The organism is Pseudohaliea sp. (genome assembly GCF_040217025.1).
In the GTDB taxonomy this organism is placed as follows: Bacteria; Pseudomonadota; Gammaproteobacteria; order Pseudomonadales; family Halieaceae; genus Pseudohaliea.
The window spans coordinates 69,744-86,193 of sequence record NZ_JAVJOA010000011.1 but is presented as its reverse complement, the minus strand read 5'-3'; the positions used below and the strand labels follow the sequence as shown (position 1 = coordinate 86,193).

The following is a 16,450-nucleotide window of genomic DNA, read 5'->3' as shown; positions in this document are numbered from 1 at the left end:
CCTACCACCGTAACAGAGGCGGCAGCAGGTATCGCCCGAGCAGGGCACCGGCGAGGACCGGCGCAACGTGCCAGAGGCCGAGGTGAACGGGTCCGTCCATGGGACAGGCGAGCCCGTAGGCTGCGGAACCCAGCGCGGTGGCCGCGATGCCGAGATGCAGCCCCGCGGTGCGCGGTGCCACCGGTGCCCCCCGGCGCAGCCAGTAGAACAGCACGGCCGCGCTCAGCAGTGACGCCAGCATCGCGGCACCGAAACACTGGAGCCCGTGGGGGTCGGCGATCTCGCCCAGGGGATGCTCGTGCCCCACGAGGCTCAGCACGGCGGCCACGGGCAGCACTGCCACCATCAGAGACGCCCAGCGCGGGCCGTCGTGCCGGTTGCCCACCCGCGGGGTCGCCATGCGCAGAACGCTGCTGACCGCGGCACAGCCCAGGATCAGCAGCAGGCCGTTCGTCGTGAGGAAGAGCGCCGAGGCCTGTCCCTGCCAGAGCCCCTCCCACAGCCCCGGCAGCAGGGCAATGCCCAGGACCGTCAGGCCCACGGCGGCCAGCAGCCACAGCAGGCCTGTGCGAAAGCGAAGTGCCCGCACGGGCTGCAGGTCGTCCGCCATCTCCTCGATCAATGTCTGCGTGGATCTATCCATGGTTACTCTGCTTTCTCGGGCAGGGCCGACAGTCTCTTCAGCCCGCGATGAATACTGACCTTGACCGCGCTCTCGCTCTGTCCGCTGCGCGCGGCCGCCTCGCGGATGGAGAGACCCTCGATCTTCACCCAGGCGATGACGCGGGCCTGCGGTTCCGGCAGCTGCGCCAGCATGCGGTCGAGGCTCAACCGTGCCAGCATGGCGCCTTCCTCGCTGCCGGCGGGGATATCCCCGTCCGTCAGGTCCTGCTCCGCTTTACGGTAAACGGTGCGCAGGTGGTCCACCCAGCGGTAGCGGGCGATAGCCGCCAGCCACGGGAGATAGGGCCGCGCCGGATCATAGGTCGCGCGCTTGTTGTGCACGGCGATGAGCACCTCCTGCACCAGGTCGTCCCGGTTGCCCGGCGCGCAGCGGCGGTTGAAGAAACGCTCCAGCCAGCGCTGCGATTCGGTCAACAGCGCGGTGTAGGCCTGCCGGTCTCCGCCCTGGGCCAGGCGCATCAGCTCTGCCAGCGTTTCCTCTTCTGCAATCATGCGCGCACGGGAACTCCCCGGTAGCGTTGGCCGCGAAGGAGATGGTCGAGGGACAACCACCCCCCGCCGGACGACACGAGCACCAGCGCCATTGCCGCCCAGAGGCTGTGTACCGGCCACCAGGCGTCAGGGTAAACGAAAACCTGGATGGTGAGTGTCATCAGCAGCAGCGCCAGGGCCGCAAACCGCGTCGCCAGCCCCAGCAGCAGGAGCACGGGAAAAAGGTGCTCTGCCCAGGTCGCCAGGTACATCGCCAGCGTCGTCGGCAGCGGCACGCCGCTGTACTCGCTCTCAAAGAGAAAGCGTGTGGTGGCGCTGGGGGTAAGCCAGCTTCCGTCCTCGACCTTGGTGCGGCCCGCGCGCCAGAACACCCCGGCAAGCGAGACGCGGCACAGGAGCAGGGCCGCCCCGTCCAGGCCGGCAATGAGCCGCTGGTGGAAACCGTTCATGACATCAGCGCTCGATCGGCGTCAAGGAACCCTTGCCTTTCGGGGTCTCGATCTTCTCGCAGCTGCCCTTTTCGACCAGCTTCCAGGCATTGCCCTGGTAGTCCCGCGTGGAGGTGCCGGAGCAGCTGGTGCCGGGGCCGGCCGCGCAGTCGTTCTCGCCGGCCTTGGCAACGCCGTAGCATTTCTCCATGGCGGCGCCCTGCGCCGCGGCGGGCGCGGCCTGGATGCCGGCGGTGATGCCGGCGGCAAGGGCCAGCGTTGCAATGCGGTTGATGTCTCGTCTGTTCATGTCGGCTTCCTCGTTGGTGAGTGGTGACATGACGGAATTCGCCGCCCGGGCCGGATTGGTTACAGCGCCCTGGAGAAATTTTTTCCTGTTTTCCTGTAACCGACCGGGACGGTGTGGCGAATACCCCTGTGTCCAGTGAGGACAGCAAGGCAACGCAAAACAATCATTCAGAACTCAAGGGAACCGAACCATGAACAAGCAGAACATTTTCGCGGCCGCCGCAGCGGCCATCGCACTCTCCTCGACCGCCAGCTTCGCCGCGGAGCCGCCGGCAGGCAGCAGCGGGGCGGCAATCGGCGCCAACGACAAGGTTCACTGTTACGGCGTGCACAGCTGCAAGGGCAATGCAGATTGCGCCACCACGGAAAACGCGTGCAAGGGCATGAATGCCTGCAAGGGTCACGGCTTCAAGGCCATGGCGGCAGGCGAGTGCCTCAGCAAGGGCGGCACCATCGGCGACCTGGGCGCGGAATGAACGAAAAAGGCCCAGGCACTGCGCCCCGCTACGGCCTGGGCCTTCGCCGAGCGCACTACGACGACTTTCTCACCGGCCGCGTGCCGGTGGACTTCGTCGAGGTGATCTCGGAAAACTTCATGGTCGATGGCGGCAACCCCCGCCACGTGCTGGAGACCGTACGCAGGGACACGGACGTGGCCCTGCACGGAGTATCAATGTCCATCGGGTCTGCGGATGGCCTGCACGGCAACTATCTGCAGAGGCTCAGGGACCTCGCAGACCGGATCGAGCCGCTCTGGGTCTCCGACCACGTCTGCTGGACCCGCACCAGCGCCCACAACAGCCACGACCTGCTGCCGCTGCCCTACACCCGCGAGGCGCTGCAGGTGGTCTGCGACAACGTCCATCGCGCGCAGGACTACCTGGGCCGGCCCCTGGTGCTGGAGAACCCCTCCAGTTACCTGGCCTTCCCCGGGGACGAGATGAGCGAGTGGGAGTTTATCGCCGCCATCGCGAGCCGCACCGGCTGCGGCCTGCTGCTGGACCTCAACAACATCGTCGTCAGCGCGCATAACCACGGCTTTGCGCCGGCGGACTACATCGCCGGCCTGCCGCTACAGCGCGTGCGCCAGGTGCACCTCGCCGGGCACACCGACGGCGCGATCAAGATCGACACCCACGACCAGCCCGTGTCGGCGGACACCTGGGCGCTCTACGAGCAGGTGATGCCGATGCTCCCTGGCGTCGCCGTCATGATCGAGCGGGATGACAACATTCCGCCGCTGCCGGAACTGCTTCACGAGCTCGAGCAGGCGCGCGCGCTGGCCACGCGCCCCGCGCGCTGCAGCAGGGTGCCGGCCTGATGGCGCCCACCTCGCTCGCCGGGACGCAGGCGGCGTTCATGGCCCTGCTGCTTAAGGAGGACAGCCCGCTGCCCGAGGGCTTGGACGCAGAGAGGGTGGCGATCTACCGCAACGCCTACCGCGCCCGCCTCGTCGATGCGCTGCGCGAGACCTACCCGCGCACCGCGCGATGGGTGGGAGACGAGGCCTTCCGCCGCGCCGCGGCCCACCATCTCATCGCCTCGCCACCGAACAGCTGGACCCTGGACGAGGCGGGGCGCGGCTTTGCCGACACGCTGGCGGCGCTGTTCCGCAAGGACCCGGAAGTCACCGAGCTCGCCTGGCTGGAGTGGGCCATGCACGAATGCTTCGTCAGCGCCGACGCCACGCCCCTCGACGCCGCGGGCTTCGCCGCAGCCACGGCGCAGTACAGCGAGAGTGACTGGGCCCGGCTGCGCCTCCACTTCCTGCCGGGAACGCAATGCACGGCGCTCGAGCATCGCATCCACGCCCTGTGGCCGCTGCTCGCCGAGGATTCGCCGGACGAGGCCGCGCGCGACGGCGACTACCGCAGCGAGCAACCCATCGCCTGCATCGTCTGGCGCCAGGCACTCAAGCCCGTCTTCCTACCCGTATCCGCCGCGGAGGGCAATACGCTGAGCCTGCTGCTCACCGGGGCTAGCTACGGCGAGGCCTGTGCGGCACTGGTTCACCGCCTGGGCGAAGACGCGGCCGTCGCCGAGGCCGGCACCATGCTCGGGCGCTGGCTCCACGAAGGCATGATCCGGGCCGTGGACGTCGCGCCGTAGGCGGCGACCGCTAGCGGTAGAGCCAGTCTGCCGCAACCTTCGTCATGAGCGGCATGATGAAATACGACATCAGGCCGACCATGAGCGCAACCGACACCGGCAGGGCAAGCAGTTGATGCTGTGGCAACAGTGCCTGCAATGCCGTCGGGATGAAGTGCACGGGGACAAGGAGGCCCAGGAACGTGAGCAAAGCCATCTTGTGACGCTTGGGCCGCGCACAGTCTGTTTCGCGGTTCATAGCTCCCCCAGCTCGCCCGCCTCGTAGGCGGCCTTTACCTCGTCGATCTCCTCGGCAGAGCCCATGACGAAAGGACCCTGCTGAACGTACGGCTCGCGGATCGGCTCTGCCGCAAAGAGGGCAAAGTGGGTCGCCGCGCCGCGGGTACTCGCCAGCTGCAGGTCCATGAACTCGCCTTCTGCCGGGCTGCTGACCGTAAGCGCTTCGCCTTCGCGAATGGTGTAGTGCGAACCCGCGACCGACACCGACAGGTCACCGTCGATGGCCTGCAGCCAGGCATTTCGATTGGCGGCCAGGCGATGAACAAACGTTCCGTTCCCGTTCACCGTCCCGTCGAGGATAGTCATCGACGCGTCCGGCGCGGCAACGCCGGTGACACCGTTCGAGCTGCCGAGCGCGATGCGAACCCGGTAGTCCTCGCCGGTCAGCACGGGCATCTCGTCACCGCGCACCAGCACCGACATCGGGGCGTCGCGGCGCTGACGCTCGGGCAGGTTGACGAACACCTGGAGGCCGTGAATCCGCGACCCGGGCCGCGGCGCCTCGTCGTGGACTGCACCGCTGCCGGCCTTGAGCCAGTACAGGTCACCCGGTTGCAGGTCGAAGTCGTTACCGAGGGAGTCGCGGTTGTGAAAGCGCCCGCTGCCGTCCTGGAAAAGGAGAGAAACCGCCGACAGGCCGGCATGAGGATGCGCACCGAAGGTGGACTCGGTCATCACGTAGTGATCCACCATGACCAGCGGGTCCATGGCGGCGTCGACTTCCCTGGCGCGAAAGCTTTGCGCCGTGAAGCCCTCGCCAATGACCAGGTCCTTACCCGCGACAGGCGGGCTGACCCGGGGGCCTTCAGCGTTGTTGGAAGGTGCGTCGTGATCGATTGCGGTGTTCAGTGCGGTCATGGTGGCTTCCTCCGATGGGGTTCGTCTGCAACACGTTTTCAGAATACCAGCAGAACAATCCTCAGCAGAAGTGCCAAAATTTGAAAATTCTGTTCTATATTCAGAACAACAGGCTCGCACCCCGTGAAGGAGAGGCTCACCCCGACCATGACTGCCATCGACCTGAACGACTACTTCTACTTCGTCCACGTGGTGGAGAAGCGAGGCTTCTCAGCGGCGGCCCAGGCCCTGGGGATGCCCAAGTCGAGACTGAGCCGGCACATCGCCGCCCTCGAAGCGCGCCTGGACACGCGCCTGATCCAGCGCACCACCCGGCAGTTCAACGTGACCGACATCGGCGAGGTGTTCTACCAGCATGCCCGCGCGCTGATCGACGAGATGGAGAGCGCCGAGGCGGCGGTGGAACGGAAGAAGAACACGCTGTCGGGCAACGTCGTCCTGAGCTGCTCGGTGGGCGTTGCGCAGTTTGCGGTCAAGGACCTCCTGGCGCGCTTTCTCACCGAGAACCCGCGGGTGACCGTGGCGCAGCAGGTCACCAACCAGAACATCGACCTGGTCGGGGCCGGCGTCGACCTGTCCATACGCGGACACACCGGCCCACTGCCCGACTCCTCCCTGGTTCAGCGCAAGCTGGCAACGGTGGAGTGGCACCTCTTCTGCGCGGCCGGGTACCAGGACCAGCATGGCGCCATCGACAACCCGGGGGACCTGGCAGGGCACCACACGCTCGCCCTGGGCTGGCAGTCGCCGACGGGGCAGTGGTCGCTGCAGACAGACGCCGGCGACAAGATGGAGGTCGCCATCACCCCACGGCTCAAGAGTGAAGACATGTCCACGCTCAAGGAAGCCGCCATTCACGGCCTGGGGGTGGTAGCCCTGCCGGCGTATACCTGCCGGCAGGAGCTGGAGGACGGCCGGCTGACCCGGGTGCTGACCGGCTGGCATGCCGGCGTGGCCCAGCTCAGCCTGGTGCAGCCCAATCGACGGGGCACGTCGGCAGCGGCAGAGGCGCTGCGGGATTTCCTGGTGACCGGGCTTGCCGACGCGGTCAGCGGCGGGGCACAACGCGCCTCGCGCCCGTGACCACGCCCACCGTCAGCAGGTAACCGAGCAGGCCCCAGGCGCCGGACAGGAAGCTGACGACCAGGCAGGGCACGACAACGAGCCGGTTTATCCCGCGCCTGCGGGCATCCTCGATGATCCAGCAGGTCGCCAGCAGGATGAAGCCGAGGATCTCCACCCACACGTTGAGCAACCGCTCCGGCACGCTGAACAGGGCGACGATACCCTCGAAGGAGGTCATGCTTCCCGCCGGCTCCAGGTCGCTGGCGTTGACGACGCCGACCGTGAACAGGAGGAAGAGCGCTGTCGGCGCAAGAATCCCGCCGAGCAACAGGAGCCCGGCACGGGCCCTGGAGGCCTCGGGAAGGAAGTGGGCGACAAACAACCCGAGCCAGCACAGCGCAAAGCCGTTCGTCGCCAGCGTAAAGACCTGTGAACTATCCATGTCAGCTTTCTCCAATCAACAAGTTTGCTAGAACGCCCCGTCACAGAGACGGAGCGTGCAGTCGACGATGTCCTTCGGCCACGCGCCGATGTGCTCCCTGAACGCGCGCTCGTTGCCGGCATACAGGGCCCGCGTGGCCTCCTCGAACCCCGGCAGGTCGCCCGCAATGGCGGACAGGAAGCGATTGGTCCGATCCTGGGCAAGACGGATGCCGTCCGACCGGGCCGTTTGCTTGCGCGCGTCGTCGACCAGCCTGCGCAGCGCCGCCGACGCGCCGCCCCGCTGGCGCTCCAGCCATTCCCAGTGGCGAGGCAGCAGCGTCACCTCTCGGCCTACCACCCCGAGCTTGGGCCGACCCCGGCCGGGCTTCTCCTTCGCGGCGGGCACGCCCGGCTCCGAGAAGCGCTCAACGATGTCGTCGTGGGAACCGCTCAGGTCGAGATCGATCTGGCGGCCCGTTTCCAGCTCGAAGACCAGCGGCGGCGGTGCGTCGGAAGCCGGTTCCTGCGCGTGCAGGCACGACGCGACGTCGAGCAGGCTGCCCGAGGCCAGGCACGTGGAACCGGAGAATGCGATGTGGGTACTCATGAGCTTGCCTTTTCAAAAACTATTTTGTCCGGGCAAAAAGAATATTACCCCGGCAAAATAAAAGCAAGCCCCAATCGGAGAAATTAGCGCTCAGGGGCTCTGCCCCGGATTCAGCCGGCCATCCCGCGCCAGCAGCCCCTCCACCGCCAGCCCCAGGTCCATCCTCTCACCATGCCAGTGCGGCGGGAGGGTCGCCGCATCGATCGGGAGCTGTTCATGATCGTGGTGATGGTGAAGGGCAGAGACGTTCCCGCGGGAACGTGTATCCGGCGCCGGCGGCACCACCGTGCCGCGGGGATCGCGGAAGCGCGCCTCGCCGGAGGGCAGCAGCGCCACGGCATAGCCGCCCTCGTGCACCAGCCGGTGGTGATGGCGGCAGAGCAGCACCAGGTTGTCGAGCTTCGTCTCGCCGCCATCGGCCCAGTGCACCACGTGGTGGGCATCCACGTGGCGTCGCGTCGTGCAGCCCGGGAACGTGCAGCCGCCGTCGCGGTGCTCCAGGGCCCGGCGCAGCGCCGGCGTGATGTTGCGCGAGCGGCGGCCGATATCCAGCGCCTGGCCGCGGTCGTTCTCCAGCCAGTGCACTACCCCGCAGTCGCAGCCGGCGCGCCGGGAGGTTTCCGCGGAAACGTCTTCGTCATCAATGGTGGCCGCTTCCAGGTCGGCCGCCCGCGTATGCACGTGGACCGTGTAGCGGTCACCGCCGGTGCTGTCACCGTCACCGCCCGTCAGGTAGCTGTCCGCCAGCCGCTCCAGCGCATCCGCCCGCCGTTGGGTCGGGGAAAGGTCATCCTCCCGCGGCATGGCGTCCACCGCCGCATCGAGCGCCAGCATCAGCCGCTCCCCCTGCTCGGGCGTCAGCCGTCCGCGGACAACGTAGCTGCCATCCTCGTCGATGTAGTAGCTGAACTTGCGGTTCTCCAGCTGCGCCTGCGCCTCGTCCCGGCCCACGCGCCGGTAGGCCTGCACCAGGCGCTCCACGTGCGCCGCCGTCCCGTGCCGGGCGATCATCAGGAAGTAATCCTCGTTCTCCGGCGTGGCAACGCGGGTAATCGCCCGCACCTTGGAATAGCTGAGGCTACCGACCCGAAAGGCCTCGCTGACCTTGGGCAGCCCGGCCAGCGCATGCGCCACCCGCACCTTCTCCCGCGCAGCACCGATGGCGATGCCGCACTTCCAGTTCAGCCAGTGGGCGCAGGACTTGGTGGCGCCGCAATTCCAGCCACTTCGCAGGTCGTACTCACGGATGAGCGTGAGCAGGCGCCAGGTGGCGGCGTTGATGTGCGCGGCGAGCTCGGTGATCTGGTCTTCGAGGGTTTGCAGGGCAGGCTGGGGGAGGGCGGCGGTCATGGGGCACCTCGTGGGAAGCTGTATTTTCATACAGTATTTTCTCATTTGGCGCTGTGGGGTTCAGGGGTGGCGTTTGATCAGATGTGCTCGCCTGAATTTGCGAGTGCAATTCCGATTCGCACCGGACGATACGTCTGAGCTAAGCGGCGTTTGAGGCGACGCCTGATTCTGCGGTTACAAAAACAGGCGGCGGGTCGAACGTTCCCTGCAGCGATTTATTAGGCAAATTTTGGCGGACTAAAAACATCAAGGTGCTCAAGCATGGTGACTTTCTCGCCAACTTTTACCGAACCCTCAAAAAGCTTGAATTCTGATGCATCTTTGAACAAAGCCCCCCGATTGTTGAACACCGATCTAGTCACTGGGTCTTTTAGCTTGGGGCTTACAGCAATCTTCTTCTTAAGACGATTACTGACAAGAAAGTAACTCACCCAGCAAATAAGATGCTTGTTCCTGTCCTCCTCAGCCGACAGCGCATCCAGATACTTTTCCAGATAAGCAAGAATTTCCGCTTCATGCGCATGACCAAAAGGCGACCTGAGTATGCCCTCGATAATCGCTAATACTTTCGGAAAAGACTTAACCCTTCTAGACGCCAAAATCAATAACATGCTGATTACTTTCTGTAGGTTGAATACTCCAACAGTGACTTTTATTTTTCCATTCTTTGAGACTATGTCGGCTAGAAAACGGTCGATGACTCCTGTGCCAGGGAACTCTTTGTCAACCTGTAAGACAGTTAGGTACAGCTCGCGGAACTGCTTCCACGAGAACTTGGCCCGCTTTCTTGGATAGGCAGAGTGTTAAGAAGAAACCCAGCCTCGAAACAAGCCGTCCGGTAGACGTGATATCCCTGTTTTCTCTTCATTGATTTCAAGATTGTACTCCTTCAAAGCTGCTTGGAGAAACTTAATTGCTCGTTTGGCATCGGACTCCGTGTTAACAAGAATGCGGTAGTCGTCTTTGAAGCGGACAGCCTCGCAGTTCAAGCCTGCAGCTTTGACCGATTTGGTAAAGATACGGTCAACCGCGCTTGCAACGATCTCAGCTATGACGTCAGAAACAACTGGACCAATTGGAACTCCATTTGTGCAACCATCGTTGGCTCGTTGAAATAGGCGATCAAGACGATTTCCTAAGAGCTTGTAATTGTAGAGGTTCGCCGGTTTTCTGATGAAACTCTTCCCATGAATCGCCCACGCAATACTGTGTGTATAGATGGAAGGGTAAAAGTTCTTGATATCGGCCTTGATCAGAAACTGGTAGCGATAAGCTACAGACGCGAGATCATCATCAATCATGCCGAGAAACTCGTAGATCATCCTTCCGCTACGAAGATGACCCAACCGACCTGGATGCCTGGAATCGATTGGAATTGGGAAACTATAAGTCGTCACACAAGAGTCGAACGGAAGCATTGATCGCAGTATCGTCTTCCAGTTCCTGGCTACGTGATAGGCGATGTCATTATGGATCTCGGGGTGCATTACTCCAAAGGCCCGATCTGTAAGTTCAGATTTAGGAAACTGCAGTTTCACTAATTCACGGGTTGGAACTCGAAACTTCTTTCCTTTCTTCTGGACTGGAAAATATACCTTTGGCTTTTTGGGTCTTTTGTTGACCCGGAAGCACGGCGGTAGCACGTAGCTTTCGGGGAAGTAGCCGAACTCAACCAGCCAATGATAAATCTCTGGTTTCGCCAGGCGATCAGCGAGTGATCGCGTCAAGGTCTGGTGTTCTGCCACCGGATTAACTATGAGCATAGGCAATTCACCTACCGCAACGTCTATTTGCCAGCTTGATTGGTGCAGCGCATTGCTATGGCTTTTTCCTTTCGAGGTTATCCAGCATAAGTTCAGCAATTACTCCAATAAATTCAGCTGCTGCTCTTGCTTCAAAGTCCCGCAAATCGGGCACCCAAGGCCGGCCATGTCCAGCTCCTTATTTGTTTCTAAGGTTGTTAATTGAGCAAGCTGTTTCGTAGAGTGAACGCTCCATTCTACAACGCTGATGCTCGTCTTGAGCTGGCGCCTGCTCGGGCGTGGCCATTTCAAGTGCAACAAATGCTTGCCCGAGTAGGCTTGGAAAATTCGCAGTGGAAGGATAGCTACCCCATAGCTCCTGTATTACATGGGCTGCCACCGCCTCCATTAAGTCCTTGCTTGTTCCTACTACCAGTGCCGCATCTTCGATACCTTTTTTTGCTCGTCTTACATAACCGCGCAGAGCCTGAGTAAGATTGCGCCCCGAAAGACTATCAAGCGCCACGGGTGAAATTGACCCGTCTTCGCCCAAAACAATCCCTTCTGAGCGAAGAGCAGCTGCCAAATCTGCAATCGCGTCAACCCCAACAAAGTTGGGCGACGAATCTCGAAACCCTCCGCACCCCTGAACGGAAGAAATTATCCCAGCAGTCAGTTGCTCCGCTTTAGCTATGTCATTTTCTATGGCCCAATTGAGCACTATACGAAGCCTCTTGGCTTTGCCAACGGGAGGGCCATCCTTATTTGGATCAGCATGAATCAATGCAGCTCTTTTAAGCTGGAACTCGATATCCGAATGGCTGGGGTCACGCCTATCCTTTTGGGCATCATCAACTAGACGGGCCAAGGAATAAATAATCGCGTCGTTTACAGGAACTCTATCCATTGCACCCTATTTTCGATTCTGGGCAGGCGATAACGCTTTTTTTTAAGGGCCGCTCTGGAAGCAGCGGCCGGTGGAGCCCGAAGGTCGGTACACTCGGCAATACATCGTTAAGTGATTCTGGCAACCAAGAACGATACTGCCGCCAATGTCCCGAGCCCTACGGAGATGTAAGAGCTGTAGATAAGCCGGACCCGCAAACGTTTGTAGCGAACATTCGGTCCCCACTGCTGTAACTCTTCCTGTGCTTCCAGCTGTTTGGCAACGTAAAAAAAACGCCGAGCATCGATATGTAACTCCAACAGCGAGATAGCGACGGTAGTAACAAACATTAAAAGTGCAAAGATGAGGCATGAGACTTCAAAGGCTTCGTAGTTGGCACCTCTCTCTCCAGACAAGGATAAAAAGAACACACCGGTAGCGCCTGATGCGTAGGCAAGAATATAGCCTCTGAGGCGATTCCCCGCTTCTTTAGCCAGCCTATGAAAATCCGCTGACACGGCGTCTTCACCTAACGCCTTTCGCAACGGCGCGGAAACCGCGCATCGGTTTTTGCTTCCGGCCCGAAGGGGCGAATTGGCGCAACTGGTTAGGTGTCTGACTACGTGGACCGCTCATAACTTGAGCCATGCGAGATACAACCCTACAACGGACATACTAAACGCCCAAAGCCATTTCCAATGGTCGAGGTAGAATTCAACTACTACTCGAGCAATTCTGGCCGTCCAGTGGCGTTTGTAGTCCCCGCCGATAATAACGACCTGAGAGTTGGGGTCATTTTCATAAACCTCGAATTCCCCCTCGTACCAGTCTTTAATTCGCTGGAGCATGAAAAGACACCTAACGGCTCAATATACGGACCATTCCGCCTATCCCCATTCCTGCTATCTTCACACTGGCATCACTTCCGGTCACTTTTCTCTCCGTGCATTAATCAGTGATGCAGCCGCCAGAATGGGCGCCACAATCAATGCCACCAATCCGGCCTGTCCGGCCTCGCAACAGAACCGGGCCCGCGCACTTAGCCAAAGCCACGCAACACCGCCACTTCTTCACTTCAGCCTAGGCAGCAAACCCCATGCCCGCAATTCACCTGGCACCAGAACACCCGAATAATGAGACCCACCACACACTCCCTTGCGCCCCCGCCCCCCACCACGTAGCTTATCTCCACCCAAAAAAGGCAGACCCCCGCATGACGATCAGCGTAGGCGTGGTGATGGATCCCATCGCCGACATTACGTACAAGAAGGACAGCACCCTGGCGATGCTCTGGGCGGTGCAGGACCGGGGCTGGGAGCTCTGGTACATGGAGCCGCGGCACCTGTCGCTGGTGCAGGGGGTGCCGCGTGCGTTCATGGCGCCGCTGGAGGTGCACCGGGATTCGGGGCACTGGTTCGACCTCGGCGAGGGGCAGGACCGGGATCTTGCCGAGCTGGACGTGATCCTCATGCGCAAGGATCCGCCCTTCGACAACGAGTTCGTCTACAACACCTACATTCTCGAGGCCGCGGAGCGGCTGGGTACGCTGGTGGTGAACCGCTGCCAGTCCCTGCGCGACTGCAACGAGAAGATGTTTGCCAACCAGTTCCCGGAGTGCTGCCCGCCGGTGCTGGTGAGCGGCGACATGGCGCGGCTGCGCGCCTTCTACAACGAGCACGGCGACGTGATCTACAAGCCGCTGGACGGCATGGGCGGCACCTCCATCTTCCGCGTGGGGCCCGGGGACCCGAACCTGTCGGTGATTCTCGAGATACTCACGGAGCACGGCACGCGCACGATCATGGCCCAGCGCTACATTCCCGAGATCAGCGAGGGCGACAAGCGCATCCTGGTGATCAAGGGCGAGCCGGTGCCCTACTGCCTGGCGCGGCTGCCTTCCCGAGGGGAGACGCGCGGCAACCTCGCCGCCGGCGGGACCGGGCGGGCGCAGCCGCTGTCCGAGCGCGACAAGTGGATCGCCGCGCAGGTCGGCCCCACGCTGGTGGAGAAGGGCCTGCTCTTTGTCGGCCTGGACGTGATCGGCGACTACCTCACGGAGATCAACGTCACCAGCCCCACCTGCATCCGCGAGATCGACGCGGCCTACGAGCTGGATATCGGCGGCCAGCTCATGGACTGCATCGCCGCGGAGCTGGCGGCGCGCGGCTAGCGCCGTGGCGCTTGCGGCGGGCACAGCGGCGGCACCAGCACCCGCAGCCCCCCGGGACCGGCTGGTCCTGGCGCTGCTGCCCGCCGCCGCCGTTCACGCCCTGCTGATTTTCGGCATCACCTTCAATGCGCTCACCCGCGAGAGCCCCCCGCAGCAGCTGGAGGTGACCCTGGTGCAGGCGCCGGACCGCGCGCCGCTCACGGCCAGCCACCTGGCCCAGGCGAACCAGCGCGGCAGCGGAGACCAGGCTGAGCAGGACCGGGCCCCGCGGGCGGCGCCGGCGGTGCCCGTGCCCACGCAGCGGGCGGAGCAGCGCGCCAGCCGCGGCGCGGGGGAGGGCGGCGACACGGCGCGGGCCCTGCTCACTGCCCGGCGCAGCGAGCAGCGCGCGGTAGCGGAGCGCGGCGAGACCGCCGGCGGCAACCCGGCCGACAAGCTGGCCACCCTGCAGCGCCGGCTGGCAGCCCTCGAGGCCTCGGTGCAGGACCGCGAGGACGCCAGCTCCACCGCGCCGCGGGTGCGCACGCTCACCGCGGTCTCGGCGAAAAGCGCGGTGGAGGCGGACTACCTGCAGGCCTGGCGGGAGCGGCTGGAGACCGTCGGCAATGCCTACTACCCCCGCGCCTCCCTGCGCTACGGGCTCTACGGTGCCCTGCGCATGCGCGTGGTACTGCGCAGCGACGGCAGCCTGGAGAGCGTGGACCTCATCGACTCGTCCGGCTACGCGGTGCTCGACGAGGCCGCCCTGAAGATCGTGCGCATGGCGGCGCCCTACGCCCCCTTCCCACCGGAGCTGCGCGCGAAGGCCGACAAGCTGGAAATCATCCGCACCTGGGACTTTGCACCGGTCGGGGGGTAGCGGCCCGCAGGGCTTTGGGGGCAAACTGTTTCCATGGCCACCGCCCGACACTCCAGCCAATGCCTGCGGGATCACTTCCTGCTCGCCATGCCCAGCCTCGACGAAGGCATCTTCGCGCACAGCGTGACCTACGTCTGCGAGCACGGCGAGGCCGGCGCCATGGGCCTGGTCATCAACCGCCCGCTGGACCTGGACCTCGACGAGATCTTCGACCACCTGGAGATCGAGACCAGCCGCGACTTCAGCGACATCCCGGTGATGGCCGGCGGCCCGGTGCAGACGGACCACGGCTTCATCCTGCACCGCCCGGGCCCCGACGCCTGGGATGCCACCCTGCAGGTCACCAAGGAGCTGCTGCTCACCACCTCCCAGGACATCCTCCGCGCCATCGCCGCCGGCGAGGGCCCGGCCGAGTACCTGGTCGCCCTCGGCTACGCCGGCTGGTCCGCCGGGCAGCTCGAGGAGGAGATCACCCGCAATAGCTGGCTCACGCTGCCGGCGGACCCGGCGATCATCTTCCACACGCCCCCGGAGCAGCGGCTGCAGGCCGCCGCCGGGCGCCTCGGCATCGACATGAACCTCATCAGCAGCGAGGCGGGGCACGCCTGAAGCCGTTGGGTGAGGAAAAGCAGAAGGTACGCACCCTGCTGGCCTTCGACTTCGGCCTCACGCAGATCGGCGTCGCCGTGGGCAACGCCGTGCTCGGCACCTGCGAGCCGCTGACGGTACTGCGGGCGAAGGGAGGGCAGCCGAACTGGGACGAGACCGCGAAGCTCCTCGAGGAGTGGCGGCCGGACCTGCTGCTGGTGGGGGACCCCCTGAACATGGACGGCACGCCGAGCGAGATCGGCGAGCGCGCCCGGCGCTTCGCCCGGCGCCTGCACGGCCGCTTCGGCAAGCCGGTAGAGCTGGTGGACGAGCGGCTGACCAGCCACGCTGCCAAGGCCGAGGCCCGGGAGCGCGGCCACCGCGGGGATTACCGCAAGGACCCGGTGGACAGCCTCGCCGCAAGCCTCATCCTGGAGAGCTGGCTCGCCGGGAACCGCTAGCCGGCCCTCAGCCGTCGTCGATGCTGAGGTTGACCCGGCTGGAGACCCCGCGCTGCCCCTTGTCGTGGAGCTTGATGCCGAGGCGGACGTCGTTCGCCGAGTCGGCGCTGCGGATTGCCTCTTCGCGGCTGATCAGGCCTTCCTTGTAGGCCGCAAGCAGGGACTGGTCGAGGGTCATCATGCCCTGCTCGTTGGAGCGGGAGATCACGCCCTTGATCTCGTGCACCTGGCCGTTGCGGATGTGGTCGGCGATCAGCGCGGAGTTCAGCAACACCTCCATCACCGGCACCCGGCCGGGGCCGCTCTTCCGCGGCAGCAGCTGCTGGGCGATCATCGCCTTCAGGTTCAGCGACAGGTCCATCCACACCTGGTTGTGCATCTCGGACGGGAAGAAGCTGAGGATGCGGTCCAGGGCCTGGTTGGCATTGTTGGCGTGCAGCGTGCACAGGCACAGGTGCCCGGTCTCGGCAAAGGCGAGAGCGTGGGACATGGTCTCGGCGTTGCGCACCTCGCCGATGAGGATCACGTCCGGCGCCTGGCGCAGGGCGTTCTGCAGGGCGATCTCGAAGGAGGCCGTGTCGAGGCCCACCTCGCGCTGGGTCACCAGGCAGCCGGCGTGGTCGTGGATGAACTCGATCGGGTCCTCCACGGTGACGATGTGGCCCCGGGAATTGCGGTTGCGGTGCCCGACCATGGCGGCCAGCGAGGTCGACTTACCGGTGCCGGTGCCGCCCACGAACATGACCAGGCCACGCTTGACCATGGCCAGTTCCTCGATGATCGGCGGCAGGTTGAGCTCGTCCACCCGCGGGATCCGCGTCTGAATGCGCCGGATCACCAGGCCGCAGTTGCCCCGCTGCACGAAGGCGCTGGCCCGGAAGCGGCCGTACTCCTCGGACTGCAGGGCGTAGTTGCACTCGTGGGTGCGCAGGAAATCGGACTTCTGGGCATCGGACAGGGTACCGAGCACGAGGTCGCGCACCTGCTCCTCGTCGAGGGCGGGCGTTTCCAGGGAGTAGATCTGCCCGTCCACCTTGACCGCCGGTGAGGCCCGGGCCGTCAGGAAGCCATCGGAGCCGTTCCTTTCGACGACTTCGCGCATGAGCTCTTCTACGTTCATGGCCTGTGACCTCTCTGGGG

General features: G+C 63.8%; 22 protein-coding genes. 8 read left to right on the top strand and 14 right to left on the bottom strand.

Features of this window, described 5'->3' with window-relative positions:
- Window position 1: 1 nt before the first annotated feature.
- Genes RKE50_RS15960 through RKE50_RS15945 form a run of 4 tightly spaced genes read right to left on the bottom strand, consistent with a single transcriptional unit; the run spans window position 2 to window position 1,914 of the window.
- Window positions 2–643, bottom strand: coding sequence for an NrsF family protein (locus RKE50_RS15960; RefSeq protein ID WP_350038087.1), 642 nt, complete (start codon window positions 641–643; stop codon window positions 2–4).
- Between the two features lie 2 nt (window positions 644–645).
- Window positions 646–1,176, bottom strand: coding sequence for a sigma-70 family RNA polymerase sigma factor (locus tag RKE50_RS15955; RefSeq protein WP_350038085.1), 531 nt, complete (start codon window positions 1,174–1,176; stop codon window positions 646–648).
- Window positions 1,173–1,625 (bottom strand): DoxX family protein, encoded by a 453-nt coding sequence (locus tag RKE50_RS15950; protein WP_350038083.1) that lies wholly within the window; start codon window positions 1,623–1,625, stop codon window positions 1,173–1,175. Before RKE50_RS15950 ends, RKE50_RS15955 begins: the two co-directional genes overlap by 4 nt.
- 4 nt (window positions 1,626–1,629) lie before the next feature.
- Window positions 1,630–1,914 carry a BufA1 family periplasmic bufferin-type metallophore gene (locus tag RKE50_RS15945; RefSeq protein WP_350038081.1) on the bottom strand — a complete coding sequence of 95 codons (285 nt, stop codon included), beginning with the start codon at window positions 1,912–1,914 and terminating at the stop codon, window positions 1,630–1,632.
- 190 nt (window positions 1,915–2,104) lie between these two features.
- Here RKE50_RS15945 and bufA2 point away from each other — a divergent pair, with 190 nt between their 5' ends.
- Genes bufA2 through RKE50_RS15930 form a run of 3 tightly spaced genes read left to right on the top strand, consistent with a single transcriptional unit; the run spans window position 2,105 to window position 4,022 of the window.
- A complete protein-coding gene (gene bufA2 / locus RKE50_RS15940) occupies window positions 2,105–2,389 on the top strand; it encodes a BufA2 family periplasmic bufferin-type metallophore (RefSeq protein ID WP_350038079.1) in 285 nt (94 codons plus the stop codon).
- Window positions 2,386–3,234 (top strand): MNIO family bufferin maturase, encoded by an 849-nt coding sequence (bufB, locus tag RKE50_RS15935; protein ID WP_350038077.1) that lies wholly within the window; start codon window positions 2,386–2,388, stop codon window positions 3,232–3,234. Before bufA2 ends, bufB begins: the two co-directional genes overlap by 4 nt.
- The gene (locus RKE50_RS15930; protein ID WP_350038075.1) at window positions 3,234–4,022 is read left to right on the top strand and encodes an HvfC/BufC family peptide modification chaperone; all 789 of its coding nucleotides are present in this window, start codon (window positions 3,234–3,236) and stop codon (window positions 4,020–4,022) included. The genes bufB and RKE50_RS15930 overlap by 1 nt, the downstream gene beginning before the upstream one ends.
- Window positions 4,023–4,032: 10 nt before the next feature.
- Here RKE50_RS15930 and RKE50_RS15925 read toward each other — a convergent pair whose 3' ends face one another.
- Window positions 4,033–4,260, bottom strand: a complete 228-nt coding sequence (locus RKE50_RS15925) for a putative antibiotic biosynthesis monooxygenase (protein ID WP_350038074.1) — start codon at window positions 4,258–4,260, stop codon at window positions 4,033–4,035.
- Window positions 4,257–5,159, bottom strand: coding sequence for a pirin family protein (locus RKE50_RS15920; protein WP_350038072.1), 903 nt, complete (start codon window positions 5,157–5,159; stop codon window positions 4,257–4,259). Before RKE50_RS15920 ends, RKE50_RS15925 begins: the two co-directional genes overlap by 4 nt.
- A 147-nt stretch (window positions 5,160–5,306) precedes the next feature.
- Here RKE50_RS15920 and RKE50_RS15915 point away from each other — a divergent pair, with 147 nt between their 5' ends.
- Window positions 5,307–6,242, top strand: a complete 936-nt coding sequence (locus RKE50_RS15915; protein ID WP_350038070.1) for a LysR substrate-binding domain-containing protein — start codon at window positions 5,307–5,309, stop codon at window positions 6,240–6,242.
- Here RKE50_RS15915 and RKE50_RS15910 read toward each other — a convergent pair.
- The 7 genes from RKE50_RS15910 to RKE50_RS15880 form a co-directional block, all read right to left on the bottom strand.
- The gene (locus RKE50_RS15910) at window positions 6,208–6,666 is read right to left on the bottom strand and encodes an abscisic acid-deficient protein Aba4 family protein (RefSeq protein ID WP_350038068.1); all 459 of its coding nucleotides are present in this window, start codon (window positions 6,664–6,666) and stop codon (window positions 6,208–6,210) included. The genes RKE50_RS15915 and RKE50_RS15910 overlap by 35 nt on opposite strands.
- A 27-nt stretch (window positions 6,667–6,693) precedes the next feature.
- Window positions 6,694–7,254, bottom strand: coding sequence for a DUF2239 family protein (locus RKE50_RS15905; RefSeq protein WP_350038067.1), 561 nt, complete (start codon window positions 7,252–7,254; stop codon window positions 6,694–6,696).
- 90 nt (window positions 7,255–7,344) lie between these two features.
- The gene (locus tag RKE50_RS15900; protein WP_350038065.1) at window positions 7,345–8,604 is read right to left on the bottom strand and encodes an HNH endonuclease signature motif containing protein; all 1,260 of its coding nucleotides are present in this window, start codon (window positions 8,602–8,604) and stop codon (window positions 7,345–7,347) included.
- 218 nt (window positions 8,605–8,822) lie between these two features.
- Window positions 8,823–9,215, bottom strand: coding sequence for a hypothetical protein (locus RKE50_RS15895; protein WP_350038064.1), 393 nt, complete (start codon window positions 9,213–9,215; stop codon window positions 8,823–8,825).
- A 192-nt stretch (window positions 9,216–9,407) separates the two neighbouring features.
- Window positions 9,408–10,349 carry an RNA-directed DNA polymerase gene (locus RKE50_RS15890; protein WP_350038062.1) on the bottom strand — a complete coding sequence of 314 codons (942 nt, stop codon included), beginning with the start codon at window positions 10,347–10,349 and terminating at the stop codon, window positions 9,408–9,410.
- Between the two features lie 196 nt (window positions 10,350–10,545).
- Window positions 10,546–11,253 (bottom strand): abortive infection family protein, encoded by a 708-nt coding sequence (locus tag RKE50_RS15885; protein WP_350038060.1) that lies wholly within the window; start codon window positions 11,251–11,253, stop codon window positions 10,546–10,548.
- Window positions 11,254–11,360: 107 nt separating this feature from the next.
- A complete protein-coding gene (locus RKE50_RS15880; protein WP_350038058.1) occupies window positions 11,361–11,750 on the bottom strand; it encodes a hypothetical protein in 390 nt (129 codons plus the stop codon).
- Window positions 11,751–12,445: 695 nt separating this feature from the next.
- Between RKE50_RS15880 and gshB the strand changes: the two genes are divergently transcribed.
- From gshB to ruvX, 4 genes are read left to right on the top strand one after another with little or no spacing between them, the layout of a single operon-like run.
- A complete protein-coding gene (gene gshB / locus RKE50_RS15875) occupies window positions 12,446–13,402 on the top strand; it encodes a glutathione synthase (RefSeq protein ID WP_350038056.1) in 957 nt (318 codons plus the stop codon).
- A 4-nt stretch (window positions 13,403–13,406) separates the two neighbouring features.
- The gene (locus tag RKE50_RS15870; protein ID WP_350038054.1) at window positions 13,407–14,261 is read left to right on the top strand and encodes an energy transducer TonB; all 855 of its coding nucleotides are present in this window, start codon (window positions 13,407–13,409) and stop codon (window positions 14,259–14,261) included.
- Window positions 14,262–14,294: 33 nt separating this feature from the next.
- On the top strand, window positions 14,295–14,870 hold the full coding sequence (locus RKE50_RS15865) for a YqgE/AlgH family protein (protein ID WP_350038052.1): 576 nt from the start codon (window positions 14,295–14,297) through the stop codon (window positions 14,868–14,870).
- Window positions 14,871–14,875: 5 nt separating this feature from the next.
- A complete protein-coding gene (ruvX, locus tag RKE50_RS15860) occupies window positions 14,876–15,310 on the top strand; it encodes a Holliday junction resolvase RuvX (RefSeq protein ID WP_350038050.1) in 435 nt (144 codons plus the stop codon).
- A 7-nt stretch (window positions 15,311–15,317) separates the two neighbouring features.
- On the opposite strand, the gene RKE50_RS15855 is transcribed toward ruvX, so the two are convergent.
- Complete coding sequence (locus RKE50_RS15855; protein WP_350038048.1) at window positions 15,318–16,430, bottom strand: PilT/PilU family type 4a pilus ATPase; 1,113 nt, start codon at window positions 16,428–16,430, stop codon at window positions 15,318–15,320.
- Between the last annotated feature and the right edge of the window lie 20 nt (window positions 16,431–16,450).

Excerpts from the sequence above, each read along its gene's own strand:
- RKE50_RS15960 (WP_350038087.1), bottom strand. The coding sequence starts at position 643 with ATGGATAGATCCACGCAGACATTGATCGAGGAGATGGCGGACGACCTG.
- RKE50_RS15955 (WP_350038085.1), bottom strand. The coding sequence starts at position 1,176 with ATGATTGCAGAAGAGGAAACGCTGGCAGAGCTGATGCGCCTGGCCCAG.
- RKE50_RS15950 (WP_350038083.1), bottom strand. The coding sequence starts at position 1,625 with ATGAACGGTTTCCACCAGCGGCTCATTGCCGGCCTGGACGGGGCGGCC.
- RKE50_RS15945 (WP_350038081.1), bottom strand. The coding sequence starts at position 1,914 with ATGAACAGACGAGACATCAACCGCATTGCAACGCTGGCCCTTGCCGCC.
- bufA2 (WP_350038079.1), top strand. The coding sequence starts at position 2,105 with ATGAACAAGCAGAACATTTTCGCGGCCGCCGCAGCGGCCATCGCACTC.
- bufB (WP_350038077.1), top strand. The coding sequence starts at position 2,386 with ATGAACGAAAAAGGCCCAGGCACTGCGCCCCGCTACGGCCTGGGCCTT.
- RKE50_RS15930 (WP_350038075.1), top strand. The coding sequence starts at position 3,234 with ATGGCGCCCACCTCGCTCGCCGGGACGCAGGCGGCGTTCATGGCCCTG.
- RKE50_RS15925 (WP_350038074.1), bottom strand. The coding sequence starts at position 4,260 with ATGAACCGCGAAACAGACTGTGCGCGGCCCAAGCGTCACAAGATGGCT.
- RKE50_RS15920 (WP_350038072.1), bottom strand. The coding sequence starts at position 5,159 with ATGACCGCACTGAACACCGCAATCGATCACGACGCACCTTCCAACAAC.
- RKE50_RS15915 (WP_350038070.1), top strand. The coding sequence starts at position 5,307 with ATGACTGCCATCGACCTGAACGACTACTTCTACTTCGTCCACGTGGTG.
- RKE50_RS15910 (WP_350038068.1), bottom strand. The coding sequence starts at position 6,666 with ATGGATAGTTCACAGGTCTTTACGCTGGCGACGAACGGCTTTGCGCTG.
- RKE50_RS15905 (WP_350038067.1), bottom strand. The coding sequence starts at position 7,254 with ATGAGTACCCACATCGCATTCTCCGGTTCCACGTGCCTGGCCTCGGGC.
- RKE50_RS15900 (WP_350038065.1), bottom strand. The coding sequence starts at position 8,604 with ATGACCGCCGCCCTCCCCCAGCCTGCCCTGCAAACCCTCGAAGACCAG.
- RKE50_RS15895 (WP_350038064.1), bottom strand. The coding sequence starts at position 9,215 with ATGTTATTGATTTTGGCGTCTAGAAGGGTTAAGTCTTTTCCGAAAGTA.
- RKE50_RS15885 (WP_350038060.1), bottom strand. The coding sequence starts at position 11,253 with ATGGATAGAGTTCCTGTAAACGACGCGATTATTTATTCCTTGGCCCGT.
- gshB (WP_350038056.1), top strand. The coding sequence starts at position 12,446 with ATGACGATCAGCGTAGGCGTGGTGATGGATCCCATCGCCGACATTACG.
- RKE50_RS15865 (WP_350038052.1), top strand. The coding sequence starts at position 14,295 with ATGGCCACCGCCCGACACTCCAGCCAATGCCTGCGGGATCACTTCCTG.
- RKE50_RS15855 (WP_350038048.1), bottom strand. The coding sequence starts at position 16,430 with ATGAACGTAGAAGAGCTCATGCGCGAAGTCGTCGAAAGGAACGGCTCC.